The organism is Paenilisteria rustica, assembly GCF_013820765.1.
In the GTDB taxonomy this organism is placed as follows: Bacteria; Bacillota; Bacilli; order Lactobacillales; family Listeriaceae; genus Listeria_A; species Listeria_A rustica.
The window spans coordinates 1-21,716 of the sequence record NZ_JABJVM010000010.1 but is presented as its reverse complement, the minus strand read 5'-3'; the positions used below and the strand labels follow the sequence as shown (position 1 = coordinate 21,716).

General features: G+C 40.5%; 18 protein-coding genes. 1 reads left to right on the top strand and 17 read right to left on the bottom strand.

The window, feature by feature from the left end; translation table 11 throughout:
* Positions 1-7: 7 nt before the first annotated feature.
* The 10 genes from HPK16_RS10425 to HPK16_RS10380 all read right to left on the bottom strand — a co-directional run bounded on the left by HPK16_RS10425 (position 8) and on the right by HPK16_RS10380 (position 13,126).
* Positions 8-1,249 carry a glycosyltransferase family 4 protein gene (locus HPK16_RS10425; RefSeq protein WP_246369386.1) on the bottom strand — a complete coding sequence of 414 codons (1,242 nt, stop codon included), beginning with the start codon at positions 1,247-1,249 and terminating at the stop codon, positions 8-10.
* 2 nt (positions 1,250-1,251) lie between these two features.
* Complete coding sequence (locus HPK16_RS10420) at positions 1,252-2,445, bottom strand: glycosyltransferase family 4 protein (protein WP_181676905.1); 1,194 nt, start codon at positions 2,443-2,445, stop codon at positions 1,252-1,254.
* Between the two features lie 24 nt (positions 2,446-2,469).
* Positions 2,470-3,744, bottom strand: a complete 1,275-nt coding sequence (locus HPK16_RS10415) for a nucleotide sugar dehydrogenase (protein WP_181676904.1) — start codon at positions 3,742-3,744, stop codon at positions 2,470-2,472.
* 29 nt (positions 3,745-3,773) lie between these two features.
* Positions 3,774-4,145 (bottom strand): DUF4352 domain-containing protein, encoded by a 372-nt coding sequence (locus HPK16_RS10410; protein ID WP_181676903.1) that lies wholly within the window; start codon positions 4,143-4,145, stop codon positions 3,774-3,776.
* An 18-nt stretch (positions 4,146-4,163) separates the two neighbouring features.
* Positions 4,164-4,631 (bottom strand): DUF4352 domain-containing protein, encoded by a 468-nt coding sequence (locus HPK16_RS10405; protein ID WP_181676902.1) that lies wholly within the window; start codon positions 4,629-4,631, stop codon positions 4,164-4,166.
* Positions 4,632-4,666: 35 nt separating this feature from the next.
* The gene (locus HPK16_RS10400) at positions 4,667-5,308 is read right to left on the bottom strand and encodes a Crp/Fnr family transcriptional regulator (RefSeq protein WP_181676901.1); all 642 of its coding nucleotides are present in this window, start codon (positions 5,306-5,308) and stop codon (positions 4,667-4,669) included.
* 126 nt (positions 5,309-5,434) lie between these two features.
* Entirely contained in the window at positions 5,435-6,016 is a 582-nt protein-coding gene (locus HPK16_RS10395; protein WP_181676900.1) for a Crp/Fnr family transcriptional regulator, read from the bottom strand.
* A 328-nt stretch (positions 6,017-6,344) separates the two neighbouring features.
* Positions 6,345-7,004, bottom strand: coding sequence for an SGNH/GDSL hydrolase family protein (locus HPK16_RS10390; RefSeq protein WP_181676899.1), 660 nt, complete (start codon positions 7,002-7,004; stop codon positions 6,345-6,347).
* 122 nt (positions 7,005-7,126) lie between these two features.
* Positions 7,127-10,066 carry an immunoglobulin-like domain-containing protein gene (locus HPK16_RS10385; RefSeq protein WP_181676898.1) on the bottom strand — a complete coding sequence of 980 codons (2,940 nt, stop codon included), beginning with the start codon at positions 10,064-10,066 and terminating at the stop codon, positions 7,127-7,129.
* 87 nt (positions 10,067-10,153) lie between these two features.
* Positions 10,154-13,126, bottom strand: a complete 2,973-nt coding sequence (locus HPK16_RS10380; protein WP_181676897.1) for an immunoglobulin-like domain-containing protein — start codon at positions 13,124-13,126, stop codon at positions 10,154-10,156.
* 901 nt (positions 13,127-14,027) lie between these two features.
* On the opposite strand from HPK16_RS10380, the gene HPK16_RS10375 reads away from it, so the two are divergent.
* Positions 14,028-16,304: a Cna B-type domain-containing protein gene (locus tag HPK16_RS10375; protein ID WP_181676896.1), complete on the top strand. Its 2,277-nt coding sequence runs from the start codon at positions 14,028-14,030 to the stop codon at positions 16,302-16,304.
* An 88-nt stretch (positions 16,305-16,392) separates the two neighbouring features.
* Here the strand turns inward: HPK16_RS10375 and HPK16_RS10370 are convergent, their stop codons facing one another.
* The 7 genes from HPK16_RS10370 to HPK16_RS10340 form a co-directional block, all read right to left on the bottom strand.
* The gene (locus HPK16_RS10370; RefSeq protein ID WP_181676895.1) at positions 16,393-16,677 is read right to left on the bottom strand and encodes a hypothetical protein; all 285 of its coding nucleotides are present in this window, start codon (positions 16,675-16,677) and stop codon (positions 16,393-16,395) included.
* Between the two features lie 19 nt (positions 16,678-16,696).
* Positions 16,697-17,512 carry an AAA family ATPase gene (locus tag HPK16_RS10365; protein ID WP_181676894.1) on the bottom strand — a complete coding sequence of 272 codons (816 nt, stop codon included), beginning with the start codon at positions 17,510-17,512 and terminating at the stop codon, positions 16,697-16,699.
* A gap of 108 nt (positions 17,513-17,620) precedes the next feature.
* Positions 17,621-18,697, bottom strand: coding sequence for a threonine aldolase family protein (locus tag HPK16_RS10360; protein WP_181676893.1), 1,077 nt, complete (start codon positions 18,695-18,697; stop codon positions 17,621-17,623).
* Between the two features lie 2 nt (positions 18,698-18,699).
* The gene (locus HPK16_RS10355; protein WP_181676892.1) at positions 18,700-19,350 is read right to left on the bottom strand and encodes a DUF998 domain-containing protein; all 651 of its coding nucleotides are present in this window, start codon (positions 19,348-19,350) and stop codon (positions 18,700-18,702) included.
* A gap of 221 nt (positions 19,351-19,571) precedes the next feature.
* Positions 19,572-20,435: a hypothetical protein gene (locus HPK16_RS10350; protein WP_181676891.1), complete on the bottom strand. Its 864-nt coding sequence runs from the start codon at positions 20,433-20,435 to the stop codon at positions 19,572-19,574.
* A gap of 73 nt (positions 20,436-20,508) precedes the next feature.
* Positions 20,509-20,790 (bottom strand): Mor transcription activator family protein, encoded by a 282-nt coding sequence (locus tag HPK16_RS10345; protein ID WP_181676890.1) that lies wholly within the window; start codon positions 20,788-20,790, stop codon positions 20,509-20,511.
* A 391-nt stretch (positions 20,791-21,181) separates the two neighbouring features.
* Positions 21,182-21,679: a T6SS immunity protein Tdi1 domain-containing protein gene (locus HPK16_RS10340; protein WP_246369387.1), complete on the bottom strand. Its 498-nt coding sequence runs from the start codon at positions 21,677-21,679 to the stop codon at positions 21,182-21,184.
* Positions 21,680-21,716: the final 37 nt, after the last annotated feature.

The window sequence follows — 21,716 nt, the reverse complement described above, 5'->3', positions numbered from 1 at the left end:
TTTGGCTCTACACCTCTACTAGCTTTTGATAAATTTTCAAAAAGTTTACTTTCTCGTTGTTCCAGTTGTATCTTTCTCTTGCTATCAGCGCGTTTTGATGCATTTTTTCACGCATTTCTGGATCTGCAACTAGCTGATTAATTCCTTTGGCAATGGATGTAGGCTCGTCAGACTTCACAACAATACCGACCTTATTCTCCCGTACAACTTGTCTTATTTCTGGAAAATCGCAAGCAACCAAGGGAACTCCGGCCATTAAATATTCAAAAAGCTTGTTAGAAGCCGCGGAATAATGATTGAAACACGTATCGTTTAGTAATTGAAAACCAAGATAGGCATCTCGAGTATAGCGTGGCAATTCTTCAACAGGAACCTTCTCCAAAAACTTGACTTTATCACCTAAATTTCTGCGCTTCGTCTCTTCCTCCAAGTATGGCTTCATTTTACCGTCACCGATGAAAACGACTGTTCCACGCTCGATAAAAGGCACAGCTTCGAGCAATTTATCCAACCCGCGATCCTTTTGCAAACCACCTTGATAAAGCAAAATCGGCTCATTTTCAGCGAGTCCTAATTGACTGTGCAAATCCACCGAGTTCTCAATATCAGCTTGGTAAAACGGGTAATTATAAATCACATCTGGTAAAAAATGATATACTTTTTCAATAAACTTGGCTCGTGTGTGATTTTCCTGAATGCTTCGATCGACAAAACGTAATAGAAAACTCTCGGCAAGCGGATATATGAATGAGTCATAGCCCGACCGACTTAAATTCACTTCATGCGAATCAAACAATACTTTTCTGCGTCTCAACCACTTTCCACAAATGACGGCTTGGAGTAACGTATTTAAATCATTAGCATGATATATATCCGTATTTTCTTTCCAACCCCAGTAAATCATTTTGAAAATCAAGGCAACTTTGCGGTATAAGAAACGAATTTTCGTTTTATAAAGCAGAGCATAGACACTTATAAAAGCAATCGCGAGAAGTGGGAGGTAGTAAATGAGGAGGAGTAAAGTAATAAAGAGGAGACTTTTTTGCCATGTTTTCGTGAGGATTGGCAACTGGGAACCTAAACGTTTTATTTTCAACTGATCGGAGTAGTTTTCGGTGAATGTTTTGTCTTTGCTAAGAGCAAGTAAAGTCGTGTCGTATCCAGCCTCTTCAAGCGCCGTGCATTCTCGCAAAACGCGTCCGTCATTCTCGAATTCATTCCATACAAACATCGTTACGCTACTATTCATCGCTATTTCGCAACTATCCTTTCTAATGGTTCTTTATTTTTCTCCCAATTAAAATGTTCCATTGCAAAATTTTTACCACATTGCCCATGCTGCGTCCGTATTTCAGGTGATTCAATCCATTCTTTGACGGTATTTTTAAGAATCTCAAAATCGCCGTCTTTCTCGATAACAACACCCGCACCGGCTTGTTCAATAATTTTCTTAGAGTAGCCTGATGTAACGCCAATAATCGGCAATGAGGCTCCCATGTAGTCAATGACTTTTCCGGGAATTACGGTCTGGAATACTGGATGTTTATCCAATCCCATGTATGCAATGTCTGCCTTAAGTAAACGCTGAAAAACTTTTTCTCGTGGTTCTGGTGGCTTGATATCCACATTCGTCAGTTCTCGATCGATAATATCCTGCTGCATTTGTTTATAATGGATGCCGTAGCCAATGACTAAAAATCGGACATCGGACTGTTCTTTAAAACTGTGGGCCAAAGAAAGAAAGAGCGTCAAATCTTGCGCCACACCTAAATTTCCTGCATAAATAATCGTAACTTGATTATCTACAACTTCTTGTTTTTCAACGATTAGCTCATTCTTTGTTAGCGAGTTCGGAATAAAACAAATCTCCTTCTCATCGCCAACAATACGGCGAATATAATCGATAAACCCTTCACTATTCACAAGAATTTTATCAGCGCGTCGGTAAATCAACCGTTCTAATGGATAAGCCAAATAACGAATACACCTCGGGAAAAAGCCTTTGACAGCTTTTAGCGTTTCTGGCCACAAATCACGCACGTCAACAATGAGTCGAGATTTGAATTTCCGTTTAGCAATCAAGCCGATGATTGGGATGGATAAAGGCGGTGTCGTCACTAAGATGCTGTCATACTCGTTTTTATCCTCCCAAACCAGCCGAAGAAGTTTCCATAACACTTCTAAATATAATAAAAAACGGAAGAAAAGGATTTTTTCGAAACGTTTATTTTTCGTTGCAATTCGCTTTACTTCCGCGTTCTTTAATTCCTCTTGTTGAAATTCTGACTGATCGTAAATATCTTTTCGTGGATATTGCGGAGCCGTTGTCCAAATGGTTAAATCATAATTAGTACTCAAATTTTCGCTGACGCCTTTCATGCGATTCGCTGCGCTACCAATCTCTGGAGAAAAATTTTGAGTAATTATTAGTATCTTTTTTTTCATTGGTCGCATCCTTTGAGTCATTTTTTAAATGTGCACTAATTTCTGACCAACCTTTGAGATATTACCCAAATGATAGTAATTTTCAGCACCTTGATATTTTTCTGCAATATGTTTTGTGTCGATAATCATGGCATCATTCGTATTTTTGAAATCACTAGGTTGTAGTGATTTAAATTCACTATGATCGGTTAAAATTAATACTAAATCAGCTTGATTCGTTGCCGTATTGAGGTCCGTTTCAACAAAATCCGCCTGAACGTGTGGGTCATATGCAACAACTTCATAGCGCGAATTGTTCTTCAACATTTCATAAATCTCCATTGCTGGACTTTCACGAATGTCATCGATATCGCCTTTGTATGTTAGTCCCATCACAAGAATTTTCTTGTTCGCTTCGTATTCAAGCGCTTCTTCGGCTTTTTGAACGACGAATTCTGGCATGCTTGTGTTGATTTTCCGAGCTGTTTGGATTAGTGGTGAAACGGTTGGAGCTTCTGCTGCGATAAAATATGGATCAACCGCTAAACAGTGTCCACCAACGCCGGGACCTGGTAAATGTAAGTTCACACGCGGATGTTTATTAGCCATTTTGATAACATCTAGAGAATCAATGCTTAGCTCATCACAAATTTTGACTAGTTCATTGGCAAGTGCAATGTTGACGTCGCGATATGTGTTTTCCATCAGCTTGGACATTTCTGCTGCGGATGCACTCGTTTCGATTAGTTCACCTTCAACGAATACACTGTAGATTTCTTTACCTTTTTGCGTACAAGCCGGTGTCATTCCGCCGATGATGCGGTTGTTGTGAATGAGTTCGTGTAAGACTTGGCCTGGTAATACGCGTTCTGGACAATGAACTAGGAAGATGTCCTCACCGATGTTAAATCCTTCTGCCTCGAGCATTGGCTGCACATGATCTTCCATCGAACGTGGAGCAATTGTCGACTCGACGATGATTGTATTACCTTTTTCGAGTACTGGCAATACCATGTTTACTGCTGACTTCACGTAATCAAGGTTACATGATTTTAGCGCATCATCGTTGTTTGGTGTTGGAACGGAAATAATGAACACCTCAGATGGCGTCACTTCCATGCCAACTTCGAATTTTTTCGCTTGTAGTGCGTCGTTTAGCGCATCTTGCAAACCAGGTTCTTCAATATGAACGCGACCTTGGCTTAACTCTGCTACAACTCGCTTATTCACGTCTACTCCGTGCACCTCTTGATTGTGATTCGCAAACATTACAGCGGTTGGAAGACCTATATAACCTAAACCTAAAACAGTGATTTTCAAATTGGAACATCCTCTCTATTTCATACCATTTATTTTTTAATCGATATATGCCATTCTGCTAAACAAGTTTCTGACGGCTTGTATGCTAAATTGGCTTTTTTTATCTTGCTTGGGATTACAAAGGTAACATCGCCCATTATCGTTTCGCCAGCTTTTACTGGTTGACCGAATGCATTAGAATCCGTGTCAATATCGTATACCTCTTTGTTTGCTGCCAAACAAAAATCAATCGATCCGATATCTTGCGTGTTACCTGCATTATTCTTGATTTCCATCGTAATGAGTACTTTCGTCTGATTATTATTCGTCGGAATCGTCTCAACGGTATCGATATTTAAAATAAAATTATTAGCGTCTTGCTTCTCGTACACATATGCTTTCGGTGCGAAACCTAATTTCATATCAGCACTTCCCTTCTATTATTCTTCGATGTCGATTTTCCACTCCGCTAGACTCTCTTTGGCTGGTTTATATTGTACAGTCCCTTTTTCAACAGAATCTGGTACTACAAAAGTAACATCACCATCGAGCGACGCGCCTGCTTTAATCGGTTGACCGAATGCAATGGAATCTGGATCAACAGTGTACGTTTTGTCTGCCGTCTTCAGAACAAAATCAATGGAACCGATATCTTGCGTCATTGGACTGTTATTTTTAATAGTCATCGTTACAATCACTTTATCTTTCGTTTTTTGTGTTTTGACAGTCTCTACTTTTTTGACATTCATAATTAGGTTGTTGGCATCTTGTTTTTCGTAAGTAATTGGTGCATCTGCTTTTGCCACCTTGCTACTGTCATCACTAGTGTTGGAGCATCCTACCAATAACGTTAGCGCGCTTGCTCCGATGATACATCCTGTTGCAACTTTTTTTAATACTTTATTCAAAATCTTGCACATCCTTCTTTATTATTATTTAGAATCTATGTTTGCCATAGAAACTGTGGGTTAATAAACATTTGATTGTTAATAAATTTCAAGCCATTATTTTGTTCTAGCTTTCGTATCTCCATGCTAAGCGTCTTACGTGATACTTGTGCATAGCTTGCGAGACCTTTTTTTGTCATAAAATCGGGAATACCGTACCAACCTGACTCTTTGTCAGACATCATTAAAATATCGTCATTGTATAGATTTTGTAAGGCATTTTTTACTTTTAGCGATGTTTTTTTGTAAATTTTTGAAGATTCAGTATATATTTTAGATAAAACTCTTGCATGTGATACCAAAACCAGTTCCATGTAGGAAGGTTTTTTCAGCGCATATCTTAAAAAAATATCTCTGTCAATCTCGATAATTTCCACTTCTGTATCACTTATCAAGGTTATTTCTCTTGGTGTACCTTCAAACAAAGCATCTAAATCTAACAGGTAAAAGCCTTTTAAGTATGTTAGAATTCGTTGTTCACTTCCTGAGTCATTCTCTAAATGCAATATACCGCCTAACACAAGAATAATTTTTTCTTCCACAAAAGGGAAAATTGTATTAGCTGGAAATGTTTTTCTCGTTTCTCCATAATCATTTTCCAACCACTCTATTAACTCGCTCTCTATGAACGGTGCCACCAGTCTCATCTCCTTCATTTAGAATTATAGCATGGCATACACGAATGTCATCGTTACTTTTAAACACATTTCGTTTTAATTTGTGACTTCTTTTTGACAGCCTGTACATTACGCGAAAGGTCTTTATTAGCCTACTGCTTCTTCTAAATCTTTGAGCTTCGTATAAAAGGTAGAACGTGATACACCGCAATATGAAGCAAGTTTACGTTTTGTGAATAAATCAAACAGTGCCATATCAGAATCCTGACCTTCTTGCTCTAATATATCGTGAATGTAGTCCAGATTCATCATGATCGCATCTTGATCTTTCTGCTTGGTGCTCTCGTAAAGCACTTTTTGAAGATGCAGGTTCGTCTTCTCAAGCAACCACTTCATGTAAGGCGGCTTCATCGTCGCATAGTTTAAAAAGAACTCGTAATTCAAGATAATCAGTGTCGTATCGCAATCCACAACCACTTGTCGTTCTTCGATTTCATCTAGATGATTCGGATAAAAAACTTCGCCCGACTGGATAAAGTTAAAAATACAAAACTCATTGTCCACCTTCACTTCGGTATGCAAAACCCCGTGTTTAACAAAAATAATATTGTTGGCGAGTAGATGAGTGGGTAGTATTTCTTTCTCTAGATAGTCAATGATTCTAACCAATTTCGTCGTCGGTTCATTTCGATATAGTTCTTCTACCATTTTTTCTTCAAAATCATTCATCAGTTACCCCCGTCCTTTCTCTATTTCTTATTACACTACTAATACTACCAAACATCCTCGTACTCGATTGTGTAAAAAACACACTTTGCTTTCTAAAGTATTGCAATTTGGCGACGTTTTTAGATGTTCCCCTGTTCTAATTTATTGTTCCAGCCTTATCGGAGTGTATACTTCAAGTACGCAATAAATGCATATTTTGATTAAAATACTGCAATCTCTTGGAAGAAAGTAGCTGAATTCATGGCTTTTTAACACCGTCAAATTATGAACTGATTTTCTTTAGTATTCTCAAAATAATGTTTTTACCCGAAGATTCTGTTTGCATAAGTTAGTATAAACTTTTAATAAAACGCTCTATTATCTTTGCAAGATGTTCTTGGCCTTGATCATTTAAATGGCTTCTATCAGATTTATACGCACTTCCTTCTGTTGAAGACAGGTTCAATGAAGCTATTTCATATAAATTTAAATGCTTGATACCATAGTGTTCACAAACTTCTAATCCGGCATTAACATATGCATAATCGGGAACTCCTAGACTATTCGTTGGTGGCGTGGCAGTTCGAGCATACATCGATATGAAGCCAATTTTTTTATCGGGATATTTTTCAACTAGTCCTTTTAAAAGAACATCTAGTGCACCGTAATAAGTATCATTTTCAGTATCGCCCAAATCTCCAAGTGGGTGATTCCTTCCATAGTCATTAAGTCCTCCGAAAACGGTAATCAAATCCGCATCATCTGCCATGGTTACATAGCGTTCACTCATTGGTTCAGAATTAGTTCCAATTGTAGAACCACTGATGCCATAGTCATTGATTTTTTTGATGTGTAGATTTTCTTGGATGTAGTCATAATATTTTTTTTCCGAGTGTGGATTACTTGTATCTGTTAGGCTGTCTCCTAAAACGTTCCAGGTCACCATTGTCCAATCTACCATCTCAGATTCATTTATTTTCATTGTATTTACTGATGTCATTTTTTCCATTTCGTTCCTCCTGCAATTTTTAATATCTTGGCAAAATAAGGTTTGCGCATTTTGTCTCTAATCAATATAAGGGGGAAAGCGTATAGCTCTCCCCCTTATATAATTTATACATGTTATGTTTCTTAGTTTAATGTTACGGCTTGACGATCTAGTTCTTGACCGTTGTTTGAAAGACCAACGATTTCTAGTTTGTCATTCGTAGATGTTACTTTGTTGTTCAAGTAGTATTGGAAAGTACCGTCAGCTTTAACAACTGCTAGAGAATCTAGTGTGCCATTGATGAATACTTGTACTTTCACAACGTCTCCTGTTGCTGTTCCGTGAAGGTATTTGTCTGCTCCACCTACAGTGTATGGAGATGCTGCTACTGTTCCTTTTGCTGCTGTTAATGCTACTTTCACGCGGCTTAGTTCTTTTCCTGTTGCGTCAAATCCAACCATGTATACATCGTCGTTCACAGATGTGATACTTGGACGTGCATAGTAATCGTATGAACCGTCGGCATTGACTGCGCGTTGGGAAATCGTTTCTCCATTAACCATCATTCTTACTTTGACAACGTCACCTGTAGATGTTCCGTGGATGTAAGAATCTGTGCCACCTACTTGGAAAGATCCTGCTGCGATTGTTCCTGATGTTACTGGTGCTGCTTTCTCTACGTTCACGTTTACGCGATCCATTTCGCGTCCTTTTGCGTCATAGATAACGGCTGTTACCGCATCGTTGGTAGAGGCGATTTTGCTACCTACATAGTATTTGAATGGGCTAGAAGCGACATCAATACGTGATAGCGCAGTTCCATTGATGATAAGGCCTAGACGTGCTGCTTTACCAGTGAATGTTCCTGTTACATAACCATCTTTACCGATTGTGAAGGTGTTAGCTGTAATTGTTCCTACTTCTGGTGCATCATTTTTCGATACGGCTACGTTCGCACGAGATAATTCTTTTCCTTGTGCATCGTAAGCAACCATCGTTACATCGTCGTTTTCTGTTAGAATTTTACCGCCAGCATAGTATTGGTACGCACCAGCTGCTTTGTCGACACGGCTGAATTCTTTACCGTTCACGATCATGCTGATTTTCGCTATGTCGCCAGTCAAGTTACCTTTGACATAACCATCTTTACCGATGACAAACGCGCCTGCTGTAATTGTACCTTGTGTGTTGATTTCTTTTTTCACAGTAACAGTCGAACGGTCTAGTTCTTTACCTGTTGCATCGTAAACAACCACTTCTACGACATCGTTCACGCCTGTAACGTTTCTACCTGCATAGTATTTGAATGGTGAACCGGATGTATTAACTGTTGTTAGTTTTTTACCATTCACGATAACGCTCATTTTGCTTACGTCACCTGTGTATGTTCCTGTGATATAGCTATCTTTGTTGATAGTGAAATCGTTGGTTGTTACTGTACCTTGTGTTGCGGCTGCTTTCACTGTGATCGTGATGGATTTTGTTGTTGTGTTGCCATCGCTATCTTTAACAGAGTAAGTCAATGGGTACGTGCCTGGTACGTTAGAATCAACGGAACCACTTACTGTGATCGCGCTTGTCAAGTTACCATCTTCTGTATCCGTTGCTGTTACGCCAGTTTTCGCGTTGAATGCTGTGCCTTGATCGATTGTTTTGTTTGCTGCACCGCTGATCACTGGTTTTTCATTGCTTGTTACTGTGATTGTGATGGATTTTGTTGTTGTATTACCATCGCTATCTTTAACTGTGTAAGTGATTGGGTAGCTGCCTGGTACGTTGCTGTTTACTGTGCCACTTACTGTGATTGCGCTTGTTAGGCTTCCGTCTTCTTTATCGGTTGCTGTTACGCCTGCTTTTGCATCAAACGCTGTTCCAGCTTTGATCGATTTGTTGGCTGCTCCACTGATGACTGGTTTTTCATTGCTTGTTACAGTAATTGTGATGGATTTTGTTGTGACGTTGCCGTCGCTATCTGTAACTGAATACGTGATTGGGTAGGTGCCAGCTACGTTGCTGTTTACTGTGCCACTTACTGTAATCGCGCTTGTTAGGTTACCGTCTTCTGTATCCGTTGCTGTTACGCCTGCTTTTACGTCAAACGCTGTTCCAGCTTGGATGGATTTGTTTGCTGCTCCAGCGATGACTGGTTTTTCATTGCTTTTCGCAACAGTTGTCACGTAGTTACTCATTAAATTCCAGTCATATTTATCTTCTGTCTCAGGAATAGTATCAATCAATGTAGATGTACCGTCAGTAACAGAACCATAAGCTACATAAAATTCGGTTCCAGCTGCAAGTGGTGATGGCAGTGGGATAGAATAATGACCTGACGGATCTACTGTGACAAGGTATTTATCCGGATTTTGTGCCATCGTTATAGCGAGCATTTGCTCTGAGTCAGTCATATAGCCTTGCGCGGCAGCATTTATCGGCCATGCAAATACTTTTGTTCCTGGTGTTGCTGTCCCAGTGAGGACGTTATCTGTAGTATAGTTAGCATCTAAAGTTGGTTTGTCATATGCGATTGGTGTGATTGAGAGACCAGACACGCTCGCTGATGTAATACCTGTACCGTATGGTGCAGTTGTCATATTAATCGTTGTCTGAGATGATTGAGCTGTAAATCTCCCATTAGTTACTGGCACATTCGTCACAGAAGCCGTTGGGGAATGTACATCGCCATCTGTCGTTGTAATAGCTACATTATTAGTTACAGCCTTAATCTCATAGGTTACTCCTGATACTGTAGTCATTGCTTGTTGTAGGTAATATTTCTTTTGACGACCGCCAGAACCAGTTGTTGTTGGCGAGATATTTACCGAACCATTCGCGTTGAATGTGAAACCATTAAATGATTGACCTGGATTATATCCAGCTAAATGATTCCATCCTGTCCAATTCGCAGACGTGTTGAATTCTGGATTTTGAACAATATTTTGTGATATTGCTTGTACTTGTTGTGTTGCTTGAACATTTTCTGCCGCGAACACGTTGTATGGTACGGTCGCGATTAATTGGCTACTTACTACTGCTGTTGTTAGTAGCGCAACCCCTGTTTTTTTCAATACGTTTCTTTTTGTCATATTATTTTCTCCTCTTTTTTAGCAGTTCTATATATTAGAGGGCTCTATGGGAACCCTCTAATATACCCATACTGCTTTATCTAATTTTTAGTTTAATGTTACGGCTTGACGATCTAGTTCTTGACCGTTGTTTGAAAGACCAACGATTTCTAATTTGTCGTTCGTAGATGTTACTTTGTTGTTCAAGTAGTATTGGAAAGTACCGTCAGCTTTGACAACTGCTAGAGAATCTAGTGTGCCATTGATGAATACTTGTACTTTCACAACGTCTCCTGTTGCTGTTCCGTGAAGGTATTTGTCTGCTCCACCTACTGTGAATGGAGATGCTGCTACTGTTCCTTTTGCTGCTGTTAATGCTACTTTCACGCGGCTTAGTTCTTTGCCTGTTGCGTCAAATCCAACCATGTATACATCGTCGTTCACAGATGTGATACTTGGACGTGCATAGTAATCGTATGAACCGTCGGCATTGACTGCGCGTTGAGAAATTGTTGTTCCGTTCACCATCATTTTCACTTTGACAACGTCACCTGTTGTTGTTCCGTGGATGTAAGAATCGGTGCCACCTACTTGGAAGGCATTCGCTGCGATTGTTCCTGATGTTACTGGTGCTGCTTTCTCTACTTTCACGTTTGAACGTGCCATTTCGCGTCCTTTTGCGTCATAGATAATGGCTGTTACCGCATCGTTGGTAGATGCAATTTTGCTACCTACATAGTATTTGAATGGGCTAGAAGCGACATCAATACGTGATAGCGCAGTTCCATTAATCATAAGGCCGACACGTGCTGCTTTACCAGTGAATGTTCCTGTCACATAACCATCTTTACCGATTGTGAAAGTGTTCGTTGTAATCGTTCCTACTTCTGGTGCATCATCTTTCGATACGGCTACGTTCGCACGAGATAATTCTTTTCCTTGAGCATCATAAGCGACCATGGTTACATCGTCGTTTGCTGTTAGAATTTTACCACCAGCATAGTATTGGTACGCACCAGCTGCTTTGTCGATACGGCTGAATTCTTTACCGTTCACGATCATGCTGATTTTCGCTACGTCGCCAGTCAAGTTACCTTTGACATAACCATCTTTACCGATGACAAATGGGTTTGCTGTAATTGTACCTTGTGTGTTGATTTCTTTTTTCACAGTGACAGTCGAACGGTCTAGTTCTTTACCAGTTGCATCGTAAACAACTACTTCTACGACATCGTTCACGCCTGTAACGTTTCTACCTGCATAGTATTTGAATGGTGAACCGGATGTATTAACTGTTGTTAGTTTTTTACCATTCACGATAACGCTCATTTTGCTAACATCACCTGTGTATGTTCCTGTGATATAGCTATCTTTGTTGATAGTGAAATCGTTTGTTGTTACTGTACCTTGTGTTGCGGCTGCTTTCACTGTGATCGTGATGGATTTTGTTGTTGTGTTGCCATCGCTATCTTTAACAGAGTAAGTCAATGGGTACGTGCCTGGTACGTTAGAATTAACGGAACCACTTACTGTGATCGCACTTGTCAAGTTACCATCTTCTGTATCCGTTGCTGTTACGCCAGTTTTCGCGTTGAATGCTGTGCCTTGATCGATTGTTTTGTTTGCTGCACCGCTGATCACTGGTTTGTCATTGCTTGTTACGGTGATTGTGATGGATTTTGTTGTTGTATTGCCATCGCTATCTTTTACTGTGTAAGTGATTGGGTAGCTGCCTGGTACGTTGCTGTTTACTGTGCCACTTACTGTGATTGCGCTTGTTAGGCTTCCGTCTTCTTTATCGGTTGCTGTTACGCCTGCTTTTGCATCGAATGCTGTTCCAGCTTTAATCGATTTGTTGGCTGCACCACTGATGACTGGTTTTTCATTGCTTGTTACGGTAATCGTGATTGATTTTGTTGTGACGTTGCCAGCACTATCTGTTACAGAATAAGTGATTGGATATGTGCCTGCTACATTGTTGTTCACTGTACCTGTTACTTTGATGGCGCTTGTTAGGTTACCATCTTCTTTATCGGTTGCTGTTACGCCTGCTTTCACGTCAAACGCTGTACCTGCTTGGATGGATTTGTTGGCTGCTCCACTGATGACTGGTTTTTCGTTAGTCATTACTGTTTGCACAGCACTCATTTCATTATCATCTAGAGAAGAACTAACACCATCGTCATCGTAATCAGCCTCAGTTGGACCTGAACCAACATAGTTCACTCCATCTACTACAGCAAATTGCGTGCCCACTACCAGAGTACTTGGTAATTTAATTTCATAATGCCCTGTTGCATCTACTTTTACAGTCTGTTGCTTGGTGAATGCAGGAATCAGATCGCCAGTAGAATTTTGATTTATAGCATATACAAAAACACCTGGCGTTGCAGTTCCTGTAATCACTGTATCTGCCGATGTTACAGGGTCTACCGTTGGTTTTTTGACAACACTAGGGTCTGTCACATCTAGTACCACAAGGTCTCTTACACGTACCTGATTTACAGTACCAGGACCACCTTGTTCCAGTTCTGAATTGGTAAAGCTCATAGTAGTCTGTGTAGATTGCGCTACGAAAGGAAGCTGATAAATCTGCCCTGACACAGCTCCTGCTTGACGATCAAGCTCATTGCTCTGTCCCCATTTAGTTCCAGTATGAGGATCATAAATACCACCATCACGGATAGCTGCATAGTAATTCACTTGGGTACCAGGGCCTTGTGCTGATCCCAAAGAATAGACTGCTTTATACTTGTGACCTGGAATAGTTGTCACCGTTTGTTGAACACTGCTAAACGAAGCTATATCCACTGTTCCGTTTCCATTAAACGTAACGCCACTTGCATCTTGTGCCGATGCTTCTTTACTGTTGGGTGATTTCCAGCTTGTCCAATTGGTTGACCCACTAAAATCTGAGTTCTTTATCATGTTGACTGAGCCAGTAGCTTGTACCTGTTGTGTTGCTTGAACATTTTCTGCCGCGAACACGTTGTATGGTACGGTTGCGATTAATTGGCTACTTACTACTGCTGTTGTTAGTAGCGCAACCCCTGTTTTCTTTAATACGTTTCTTTTTGTCATTTTTGAAACTCTCCTCTTAATTCTATTTTTTTGTGAACGTTTCTCTTCACTATGGAATCGAAACCCCCTGTAACTTCTTTCGTTAGAGATAATCATCAAGTATGCTTGTATTCACATGAAGTATGTTCATACTTTTAAATAGCTTATCTCAAATGTTGTTCCTTGATTTGCAGTTTGTGTCTTTTCACATACACATACCACCTTTCAATAGAGTATTATTCTAAATTTTTAGTGTTTTGAAGAAGACAGGATGGCTCATATAGTTATGTTCGCGCACGTCGCTAGATTTTATCGGAATACAAAAAATATTCAGGATTTATTATCCATTATATCTTTCTTCTTAAATCTAGTGCTGATCATGTCCTAGTTAACGCAAATCGCTGTCTACTTCATACATATTAACATTTAAAAAATCTGGGCTGCGTGTGTTTTACACAATTTCATTTACAAATTGTGAACATTTTATATAATTTGCTTATACTAGCTGTATTTAGAATAAACACTGTAGCACTGACTGGCCTTGCCTGTCTCTGACTACTCTATACATATTAGCATAGAAAAAATAATCGTCACGCGTGTTTTACACGGTTTGATATACTAATTGTGACTATTTTATATAAATTGTTTTACGGTGAACTTTTATTTTATCCGAGACTCACCATAATACTTGCAGAAAATATTTTCCCTATTAATAGTAGGTTTATGGATTTACTTGGTTTTATTTTGCTTTATCACGGGAGCATTCCTTATTGACTGAATTTCATGGAAATATGCTTTTGAAATAATGAGTATTCACAAAATCGCCATATTATTCGGATAAAGTGATTAAATAACGCTCGACAATTATTAATTTATTAGTAAAATTATCTGGTAATTACATATAAAAATGGAGGCGGAATGAATGAAGCAAACTTGGAAGAAAACCGTATACTTTCTCATGGCTGTTCTAGTTGTATTGAGCCAGTCACTGATATTAACACCTAGCGCACAGGCAAAACAAGGGGATGATCCGGGGATAACCATAAGTGGTCCGGATACTATTAATTCACGACAACAAGTAGAACTAACCGTCACATTAGCATCCTCTGCTGGAAAACTAAATAAAGATGGCTACGTTACTGTATCTATTCCTAGCTCAGTCGTAGCAGACAAAAAAGATATTTTAGACAAGCTAGTAATTGGAAACCCTTTCCTGTTAGAAGATAACGCTCTAGAAACTGATGCTAACGGAGACTACTTATTAACGGTTCACTACGACCACACGAAAATTGATCAGCAGAGCGCAACAGGACAAACATTTACAGTCAAATTTAAGGCACCACGGTTTTATAGCGGGAATTCAGACACTCCTGATTCGGTAACATTTGGCGATACGCTTTACAAAGGCAATCAAAAAGTGAGTTCTGATCAAGCTATTTCAAACATAGCAACAGATAATCCTGGCCTACCTTTACTAGAAAAAAGAAGCACGCAGTCGCACAAAGACATTAATGGAGAAAGTGTTTCGTTGATGAGCACGACCAATCCATCTTCTAATATTTTTGCGATTTTAGTTAACTATAGTAGAGCAAATGTGAAAAACGCGAAGTTAGTCGATACAACACCTAAAAATACTGAATTGGCCGATCCTGGAAAATACATTACCGCTTCTGGGGATGCAACGCCGCTTCAACATATTCGAATCGCGAAGGTAACGGCATGGGGCGATGACGGCTTCCCGACGGCTTGGAACTATGTCACTGAGCAGTTTTCAGGGAAAATTGAAACCTCAGCGGACGGCTTTTCTATCGATTTAGGCGATTTAACGGAAGATGATAGTTATGTTGTGATGTACGCTGAGAAAGTGGATGATGATATTACCGCGGATACGTTTGGGGTTCGGTACAATACCGTGGACCTTACGAGTAATGATGCGGTTATCAAATCAGCCGATGCTGCGTTAACCATTGATACGTCTGATTACAACTACACAACGTTGACAAAAGCGGTTGATAAATCGACAATCTCGACGGCTGATGGTGGCTTGACTTATTCATTGACTCTTGGAAATATGGATGGTACTGTGCCAGCTGGAACAAGAATTGTCGACCCGTTGCCAGACTATATTACGTTTAATAAAACAATAGAGTTTAATAATCACTTTATTTCAGATGCGACGTATGATGCCGACACGAATACGCTGGAGTATACTTTGCTCAGAAATTTGAATGTGGGTCAAAAAACGACCGTGAAATTTTTAGCGAATTATTCGAATCCGGATGCGCGTGCTGGCGATGAGATTGTGAACAGATCGTACATTGACTATGCGGGTACGGATATTTATAGTAACAGTATCACGACGACAGTTGAAAATAGTGCTTACTTGGTAAAAAAAGATGCGACAACTGGTAATCCTTTAGCAGGAGCGGTTTTCAAAATTGTAGATGCGCAAGGGATGACTGTTCGCTCTGATTTAACGTCTAATGATGACGGCATGGTGCGTACTGGAATTTTGAGACCTGGCGAATACTCTTTTGTAGAAACGAAAGCGCCAGACCTCTATTTGTTAGATACGACGCCTGTTCCATTTACTGTGACATATGGCGATACAACAACAGCTACATTGAACAAAACGAACGAACTAGCGACATCGGTTGCTGGGCAGAAAACGTGGGATGATAATGGGGATAAAGATGGAAAACGCCCTGCAAGCATCACGATTGACCTTTATCAAAATGGAAAAATGATTCAGTCGAAAGTGGTGACGGCGGATGATGATTGGGCTTATAGCTTCGATCAGTTGCCTAAGTTGGATGCGAATGGAAAAGATTATGATTATACGTTACAAGAGGAAACTGTCGAGAACTACATGACAATCCAAGATGGCTATAATTTCACGAATGTGTATGTGCCGGATTTGCCTGTTCCGCCGACACCTCCTACACCGCCATTGCCAACACCACCAGTACCGGTAACACCGACGACACCAGTTATACCTACTACACCCTTGACACCACCGACAAATACAATCATCGTGACACCAACGAGCAACACAACACCGACGACACCAACAAAACGTATCAGCAAAGAAACTCGTTTGCCTAGTACTGGGGATGCGATTAATCAAACGCTCGTCTGGACTGGCGGTATCCTATTGCTCGCATTAGGTGCTCTAGTATCTAGACGCAAAAAAGCCTGATAACATAAACTGCTATCAAGCCTACCTTCCTTGTTATGATTTTTAGTGTGATGCTGAAAATCATAACAAGGTTTTTTATTGCATTATATTATTCCGTATCTTCGTAAATGCCTTCCGTCGCAGATAATTGGAAAGGCTCGTCACTCCACGTAATCACGATTTCTTTTGTCAATTTTACCTCTATTTTTTCGACCAAATGTGGTGTCGATACAATGCTTACTGATTGCTCGCTCAAATCGATGAGCAGTGGCGCTGGATCACCGAATTCTCTGAGGTCCAGAAAAATAGCGAGATTCCCGTCCTCCTCTTGATAAATACGCACCCGTTGATCAGAATGCACCTGCCAGCCATGACTCACCATTATTATTACCATCTTAAATCTCCTTCCTCTCTTAGCGCTTACGAAACGCATCCTGCCGCTCATAAAAAAAGCGTTCTAACAATTGCACATTCTCAAGCTCCGTCCAAGCGCACGTTTGCAAGCCTTCCCGGTCCAAATTATAAATCGTCCCCGATAGCGCACCCAATAAAAACGGCGAATGTGTCGCAATCACAAACTGACAATCTAAAAATCGCGCTGCTTGATTGATCATTTCCGCCAACTTCATTTGATTTTCCGGTGATAGCGAGCTTTCTGGTTCATCCAATAAATAAAACCCATCCGGCGTAATATAATCCTCAAAAACCTGCATCGCCGTTTCCCCGTTAGAATATTTCTCCTGCGCAAACTGAAGGCGTTTGATTTCTTTTTTCATCGCATAAGAGCCTTGATGCTCCGCGATTTCCTCCTTCGTTTGCCCCAACCGGCCACGCTCATACACATAACCCTCACGTAAAATCGCCTCTTGCTGGATTTTCTTCACTTCATATAAAATATCCTCACTCTTAATATAGCGACTATTTCCCGGAAGCGCAAGGTCCCGAACACCATCTTCCGCAGTGCCATAACTCACCCTACTTCCTGCTACGTAGTTCGAAAAATAATCTACCTTGCTCCACGCTTTGTTCTGCTCAGCGCCTGCAACACCTAGCTTCGTCGCCATGAGATTAAGCAATGTCGACTTCCCAGAGCCATTGTTGCCGTATAAAATGGTGATGGTATCCAAAATAAGTATTTCGCCCGATTTCCCACGCAAAATATTATACGGATAAATATTTGGATTCGTCACAGAGCCACTAGACAGCTCAAAACATCTGACATATTGCATCGCGGGCACTCCTTTTTTCAGCTTTAGACCTATTATACCATTTCGCGGAGGAGGCAAACCAAAAAAGAGAATCACTGCCACACTTCCCGACATTGACCCTCCCTCAACTTATTCTCCTAATTTCTCAAAAACCTGATCCAGCGATGCCACAGGAATTTCTGCCACCGCGTCTCCAACTGATAGCTCAAATCCACATGCACCACCCGGTTTTTCCTGCAAATACCCCGAACAACCAACGCCCGTTTCCGCATGGATTTTTGCCAAAATCGGTTCGATAGCTTCGGCTGACTTCTCAAAATATACATGAAACATATTGGAAACAGGCACTTCCGGCACCGTACGCACACCATCGCACGCATTAAATCGGTGCGCCAAATCCTTCGCCGCCTCATAATACTCTCCCATTTTGCCAATTCGTTTGTCGAAATAATAATCCGCCGACACAATATACGGATACAGACTAATCAAATCCCCACCATAACGCCGTTTCCAAATCTTCGCCTCAGCCGTGAAATCCTCGCCCCCAGCCAAAATAGCCCCCGCGATACCGCCAAGCCCTTTATAAAAAGAAACATAAACACTATCAAAAAGCGCGCAAATCTCCTTTTCCGACTTCTGATAATACGGCGTAACTTCCCACAACCGCGCGCCATCCAGGTGAAGCCTAATCCCATTGTTGCGACAATACGCCGAAATCTCCTCCAATTCAGCAAACGACGGCAACTGCCCACCAATTTCACGTTGCGGCAACTCAATTAAAATACAAGAAACCGGCTCGCTAAGATTCCGAATATCGTCCATCGTCAACAACCGTTCCGCCGTTCCAAGCAATAATGGCTCCATCGATTGCAACTCTTTCAAGGCATTCTGCTCATGAATTTCGAGATGAGAAAGCGGATGATACGCGATTTTTTTGTTCCCCTTCTCGTCCGCCCAAATCCGCAACGCTGCCTGCTGCGCCATCGTCCCACTTGGGAAAAACACAGCCGTTTCCTTCCCTAAAAACGCCGCGATTTTGTCCTGAAAATTCTCAATAACCGCGCCATCTCCGTAAATATCACTTTCCAAATCACCATCCACCGCTTCAAAAGCCTCTTTCAAAACACTAGCATTGCGCGGCCCATGTTGCGAAAGTTTATACGTCGTTTTTTTGAATGAATCCTTCAATTTATTGCTGTTTGCCATCTTTATCTCCCCTTATTTCCAAGTTTTATTTGATCTATAGCAAAAATCACTATCGGTAAGTAATTGAAAAAGAAACTAATCCGCTGACAAAACCCAATTTGATCTAAAATCGGGAAATCATTAACCGCCGGAATCCGCGCTAATCCGTACACACCCGCAGATATAAGGCTGACGATGAAAAGCACCAAGTATGTCTTCCTATGCGTTTTCCGACCTTGTTTTTGGTAAAGCAGAATCAAGAATAACGGGAACAGTAAAAAGCCCATATACCCCAGTCCAGAGCCAATATTATGTACCCAAGTAGAAAACGTCCAAGTCGCCTGCTCCGTATCAATACTGAACAACCCCGTGAAAATACAATCCCCGACTCCGTATAAACCAATCGCCGAAGCCAGCAAAATCGCCAACGTACGCGAAGTCTCAGCAAACGTTCCGTATATCGCCGGTAAAGCTAGAACAAAGAATACCCCAGATACCACCGACCACACCAAAAACGCCCCGCGAACAGGACTTTCCACGTCACCAAACACACTCATCACCATCGTCATTTGGTTCAAGCCCGGATAGAAAATACCCAAAACATAAGGCGTCAAAAAATCACTTAATATCCCCAACAATAGAAAATAGAAGCCATATCTTTTTAAAAAGTTCATTTTCGAGCCTCCTGTGATAAAATTTCGAACTTTCGCTTATTTTACCATATATCGTTTGGCGGTAGTATTATTTAGGCTATTTTTGAGCACCAACTCACCAATAACCTCTTTATTATACAACAAAAGTGACTTAATCATGTAACATTGCGTAGGAAGCAAAGTATACATTGCCTTCTTTTCTCTATCAAAAAGAGACAACGCGATGGCTGCCTCTTTCAATATTATGATGATACTGCTTCTACTTTATCAATTTCTGGATAATAATAGTAATGGGCTAACGCTGCCCCTGGACGGAACCCATCACTCCCATCAGAACGAACCCAAATTTCATAGCTCGTTCCACCAGTAAGCTCATCTAGTACCGCTTCCACAGAATAGGTGACACCGTTCCCACTTTCACCATTATACGCCTCTACTTTAGCCACGATATCTGCATCACTCAATGTATTTCCTGAATCCTGCTCAATGGAAGCCGATTCCTTTGCTTGCGCCTCTGCTTCTTGTTTTTCCTTAGCCACCTGTGCCTCTTCTTGCTGTTTCGCTAACGCTTGCTTTTCCGCCGCTATCTTCGTTTTCGCTTCTTCTGCTTGTTTTTTCATAGCTGGAAAATCTGCCAAATCCGCTTGCAACAACGCTGTGACTTGTTTCGACGCCGTGTCATAGTCTTTAGCTTTTAATGCCTTTTCAATCGCTGCCCATTTTGTTTGTAAGGTCTGCTGTTGTTTTTCTAAAGTATTTACTTTGGTTTGAAGTATCGTTGCTTTTTGAACAAGCGCGTCTGATCCTTTTTTCTCTTGGATAACATCCGCTACTTCTTCCTTGGTTTTCTTATAATCTTTGTTAACGTAGGCATCTGTAGCCGCTTGCATGGCTTTTGTTTGTACAAGATATGCCTCTGCTTTTTCATCGGCCTTCTTATCTTCCAATGCTAATTCAAAGGCGGCTTCTGCTTTGGCATAGTTTTCACTAGCAATCGCATCGAGCCCTTTTTGTATGGCTGCATTATAGGCATCCTCTGTATCCGCTTGTCCGCAACCTGCTAGCAAAAGTAGGAAGCTCAATACCACTAGACTTAGTTTCTTCATGTTTCATCCTCGCATTCTCTGTATTTTTTCTTCTAAATAGTTTTAGACTTCCAAATCTTAGCGTCCACTGTTTTCATGTCGCTTCGCCTGCCTCTTGATGCTCCTTGATAATCTTCTGCACCCAACGCGAACTATATCCGTATTCTCGCGACAGTACGTGCACATTACTCCCATTATATTCTTGGCTGATTTTCATGCTGACTTTTTCTTTTGCATATAAGCGGACTGGAAAATTGATTTGTTGACCGCGCAAAAGCGGATACAGTTTCAGCATACTCTCCATTCCTATCGCTTCCACCATCTCCTTATAGACCTCCGCCAAACAATCTTGCTGAATGTGTTGTTGTGTATACATCTGTCTATCACTCCTCCCTTTTTAACCTACTTCCTTAGCTTACCAATTTTCCAAACCCATTCCCAAGTCGTTTCACACGAAATATGCGTGTATTATGACATTCCATGAAAAATCATCTCTTTGGACTGATAATAATCTGGTAGAAATAGCAAAGAATAGAGCATAATATCGGGGTGACGACCATTTTCCACGTTTCATACTGACAAAAAGTAGGTCTGATATCTTCATATAGAATAATTACCCACAAATTCAACTACATTGTTTTTTGAAGAACGTTCTTTATTGAAAATAAGCATGTTTCGCCTCCTTTCTGCATAAAAATAGAGTCAACGCCTGTTTTAGACATTGACCCATGAATATAGCATTTATATTGGCTTTATTTCAGCTTTACTTACTGGATAGCTCCCGTCAAAGCTGAGATTAACAGAATATGCTCTTTTAGTTTTACTTTTTGCAAATTATCCACTTTTTCTGAACCACCTAAAGCCAGAATTGGAACATAGCCAAAGCATTCATCATAAGCGGGATTTCCTAATTTTTTAGAAGCTTCCTTATACGGATTCCAATCTAATTCTTCTATTAAAAAATCCTCATCTTCTATGTCTTCTAAAAAGAACTCAAACCCGGACTCAATGACTTTCACTATACCTCGACGAAAATTCAGCAGATTCAAATATTTATTTTTTTCCCATACAATAATATCTCCCATCGCAGTAGTAAATAAAGGAATAGCAGAATCATACCGAACGTAGGATTCTTCAAGTATATCGTTAAATTCCTTTGGATCAATTACTTTCAGATTGGAATGGCAACCCTTTTTCGAACAAAATTTATAAGGTGTCGATCGATTAATTTTATATCTTAGAAATGAGTTGGTTTTCGGTATCATTCCTAATGGATTTCGCGATGCGAAAACTAACGGGACT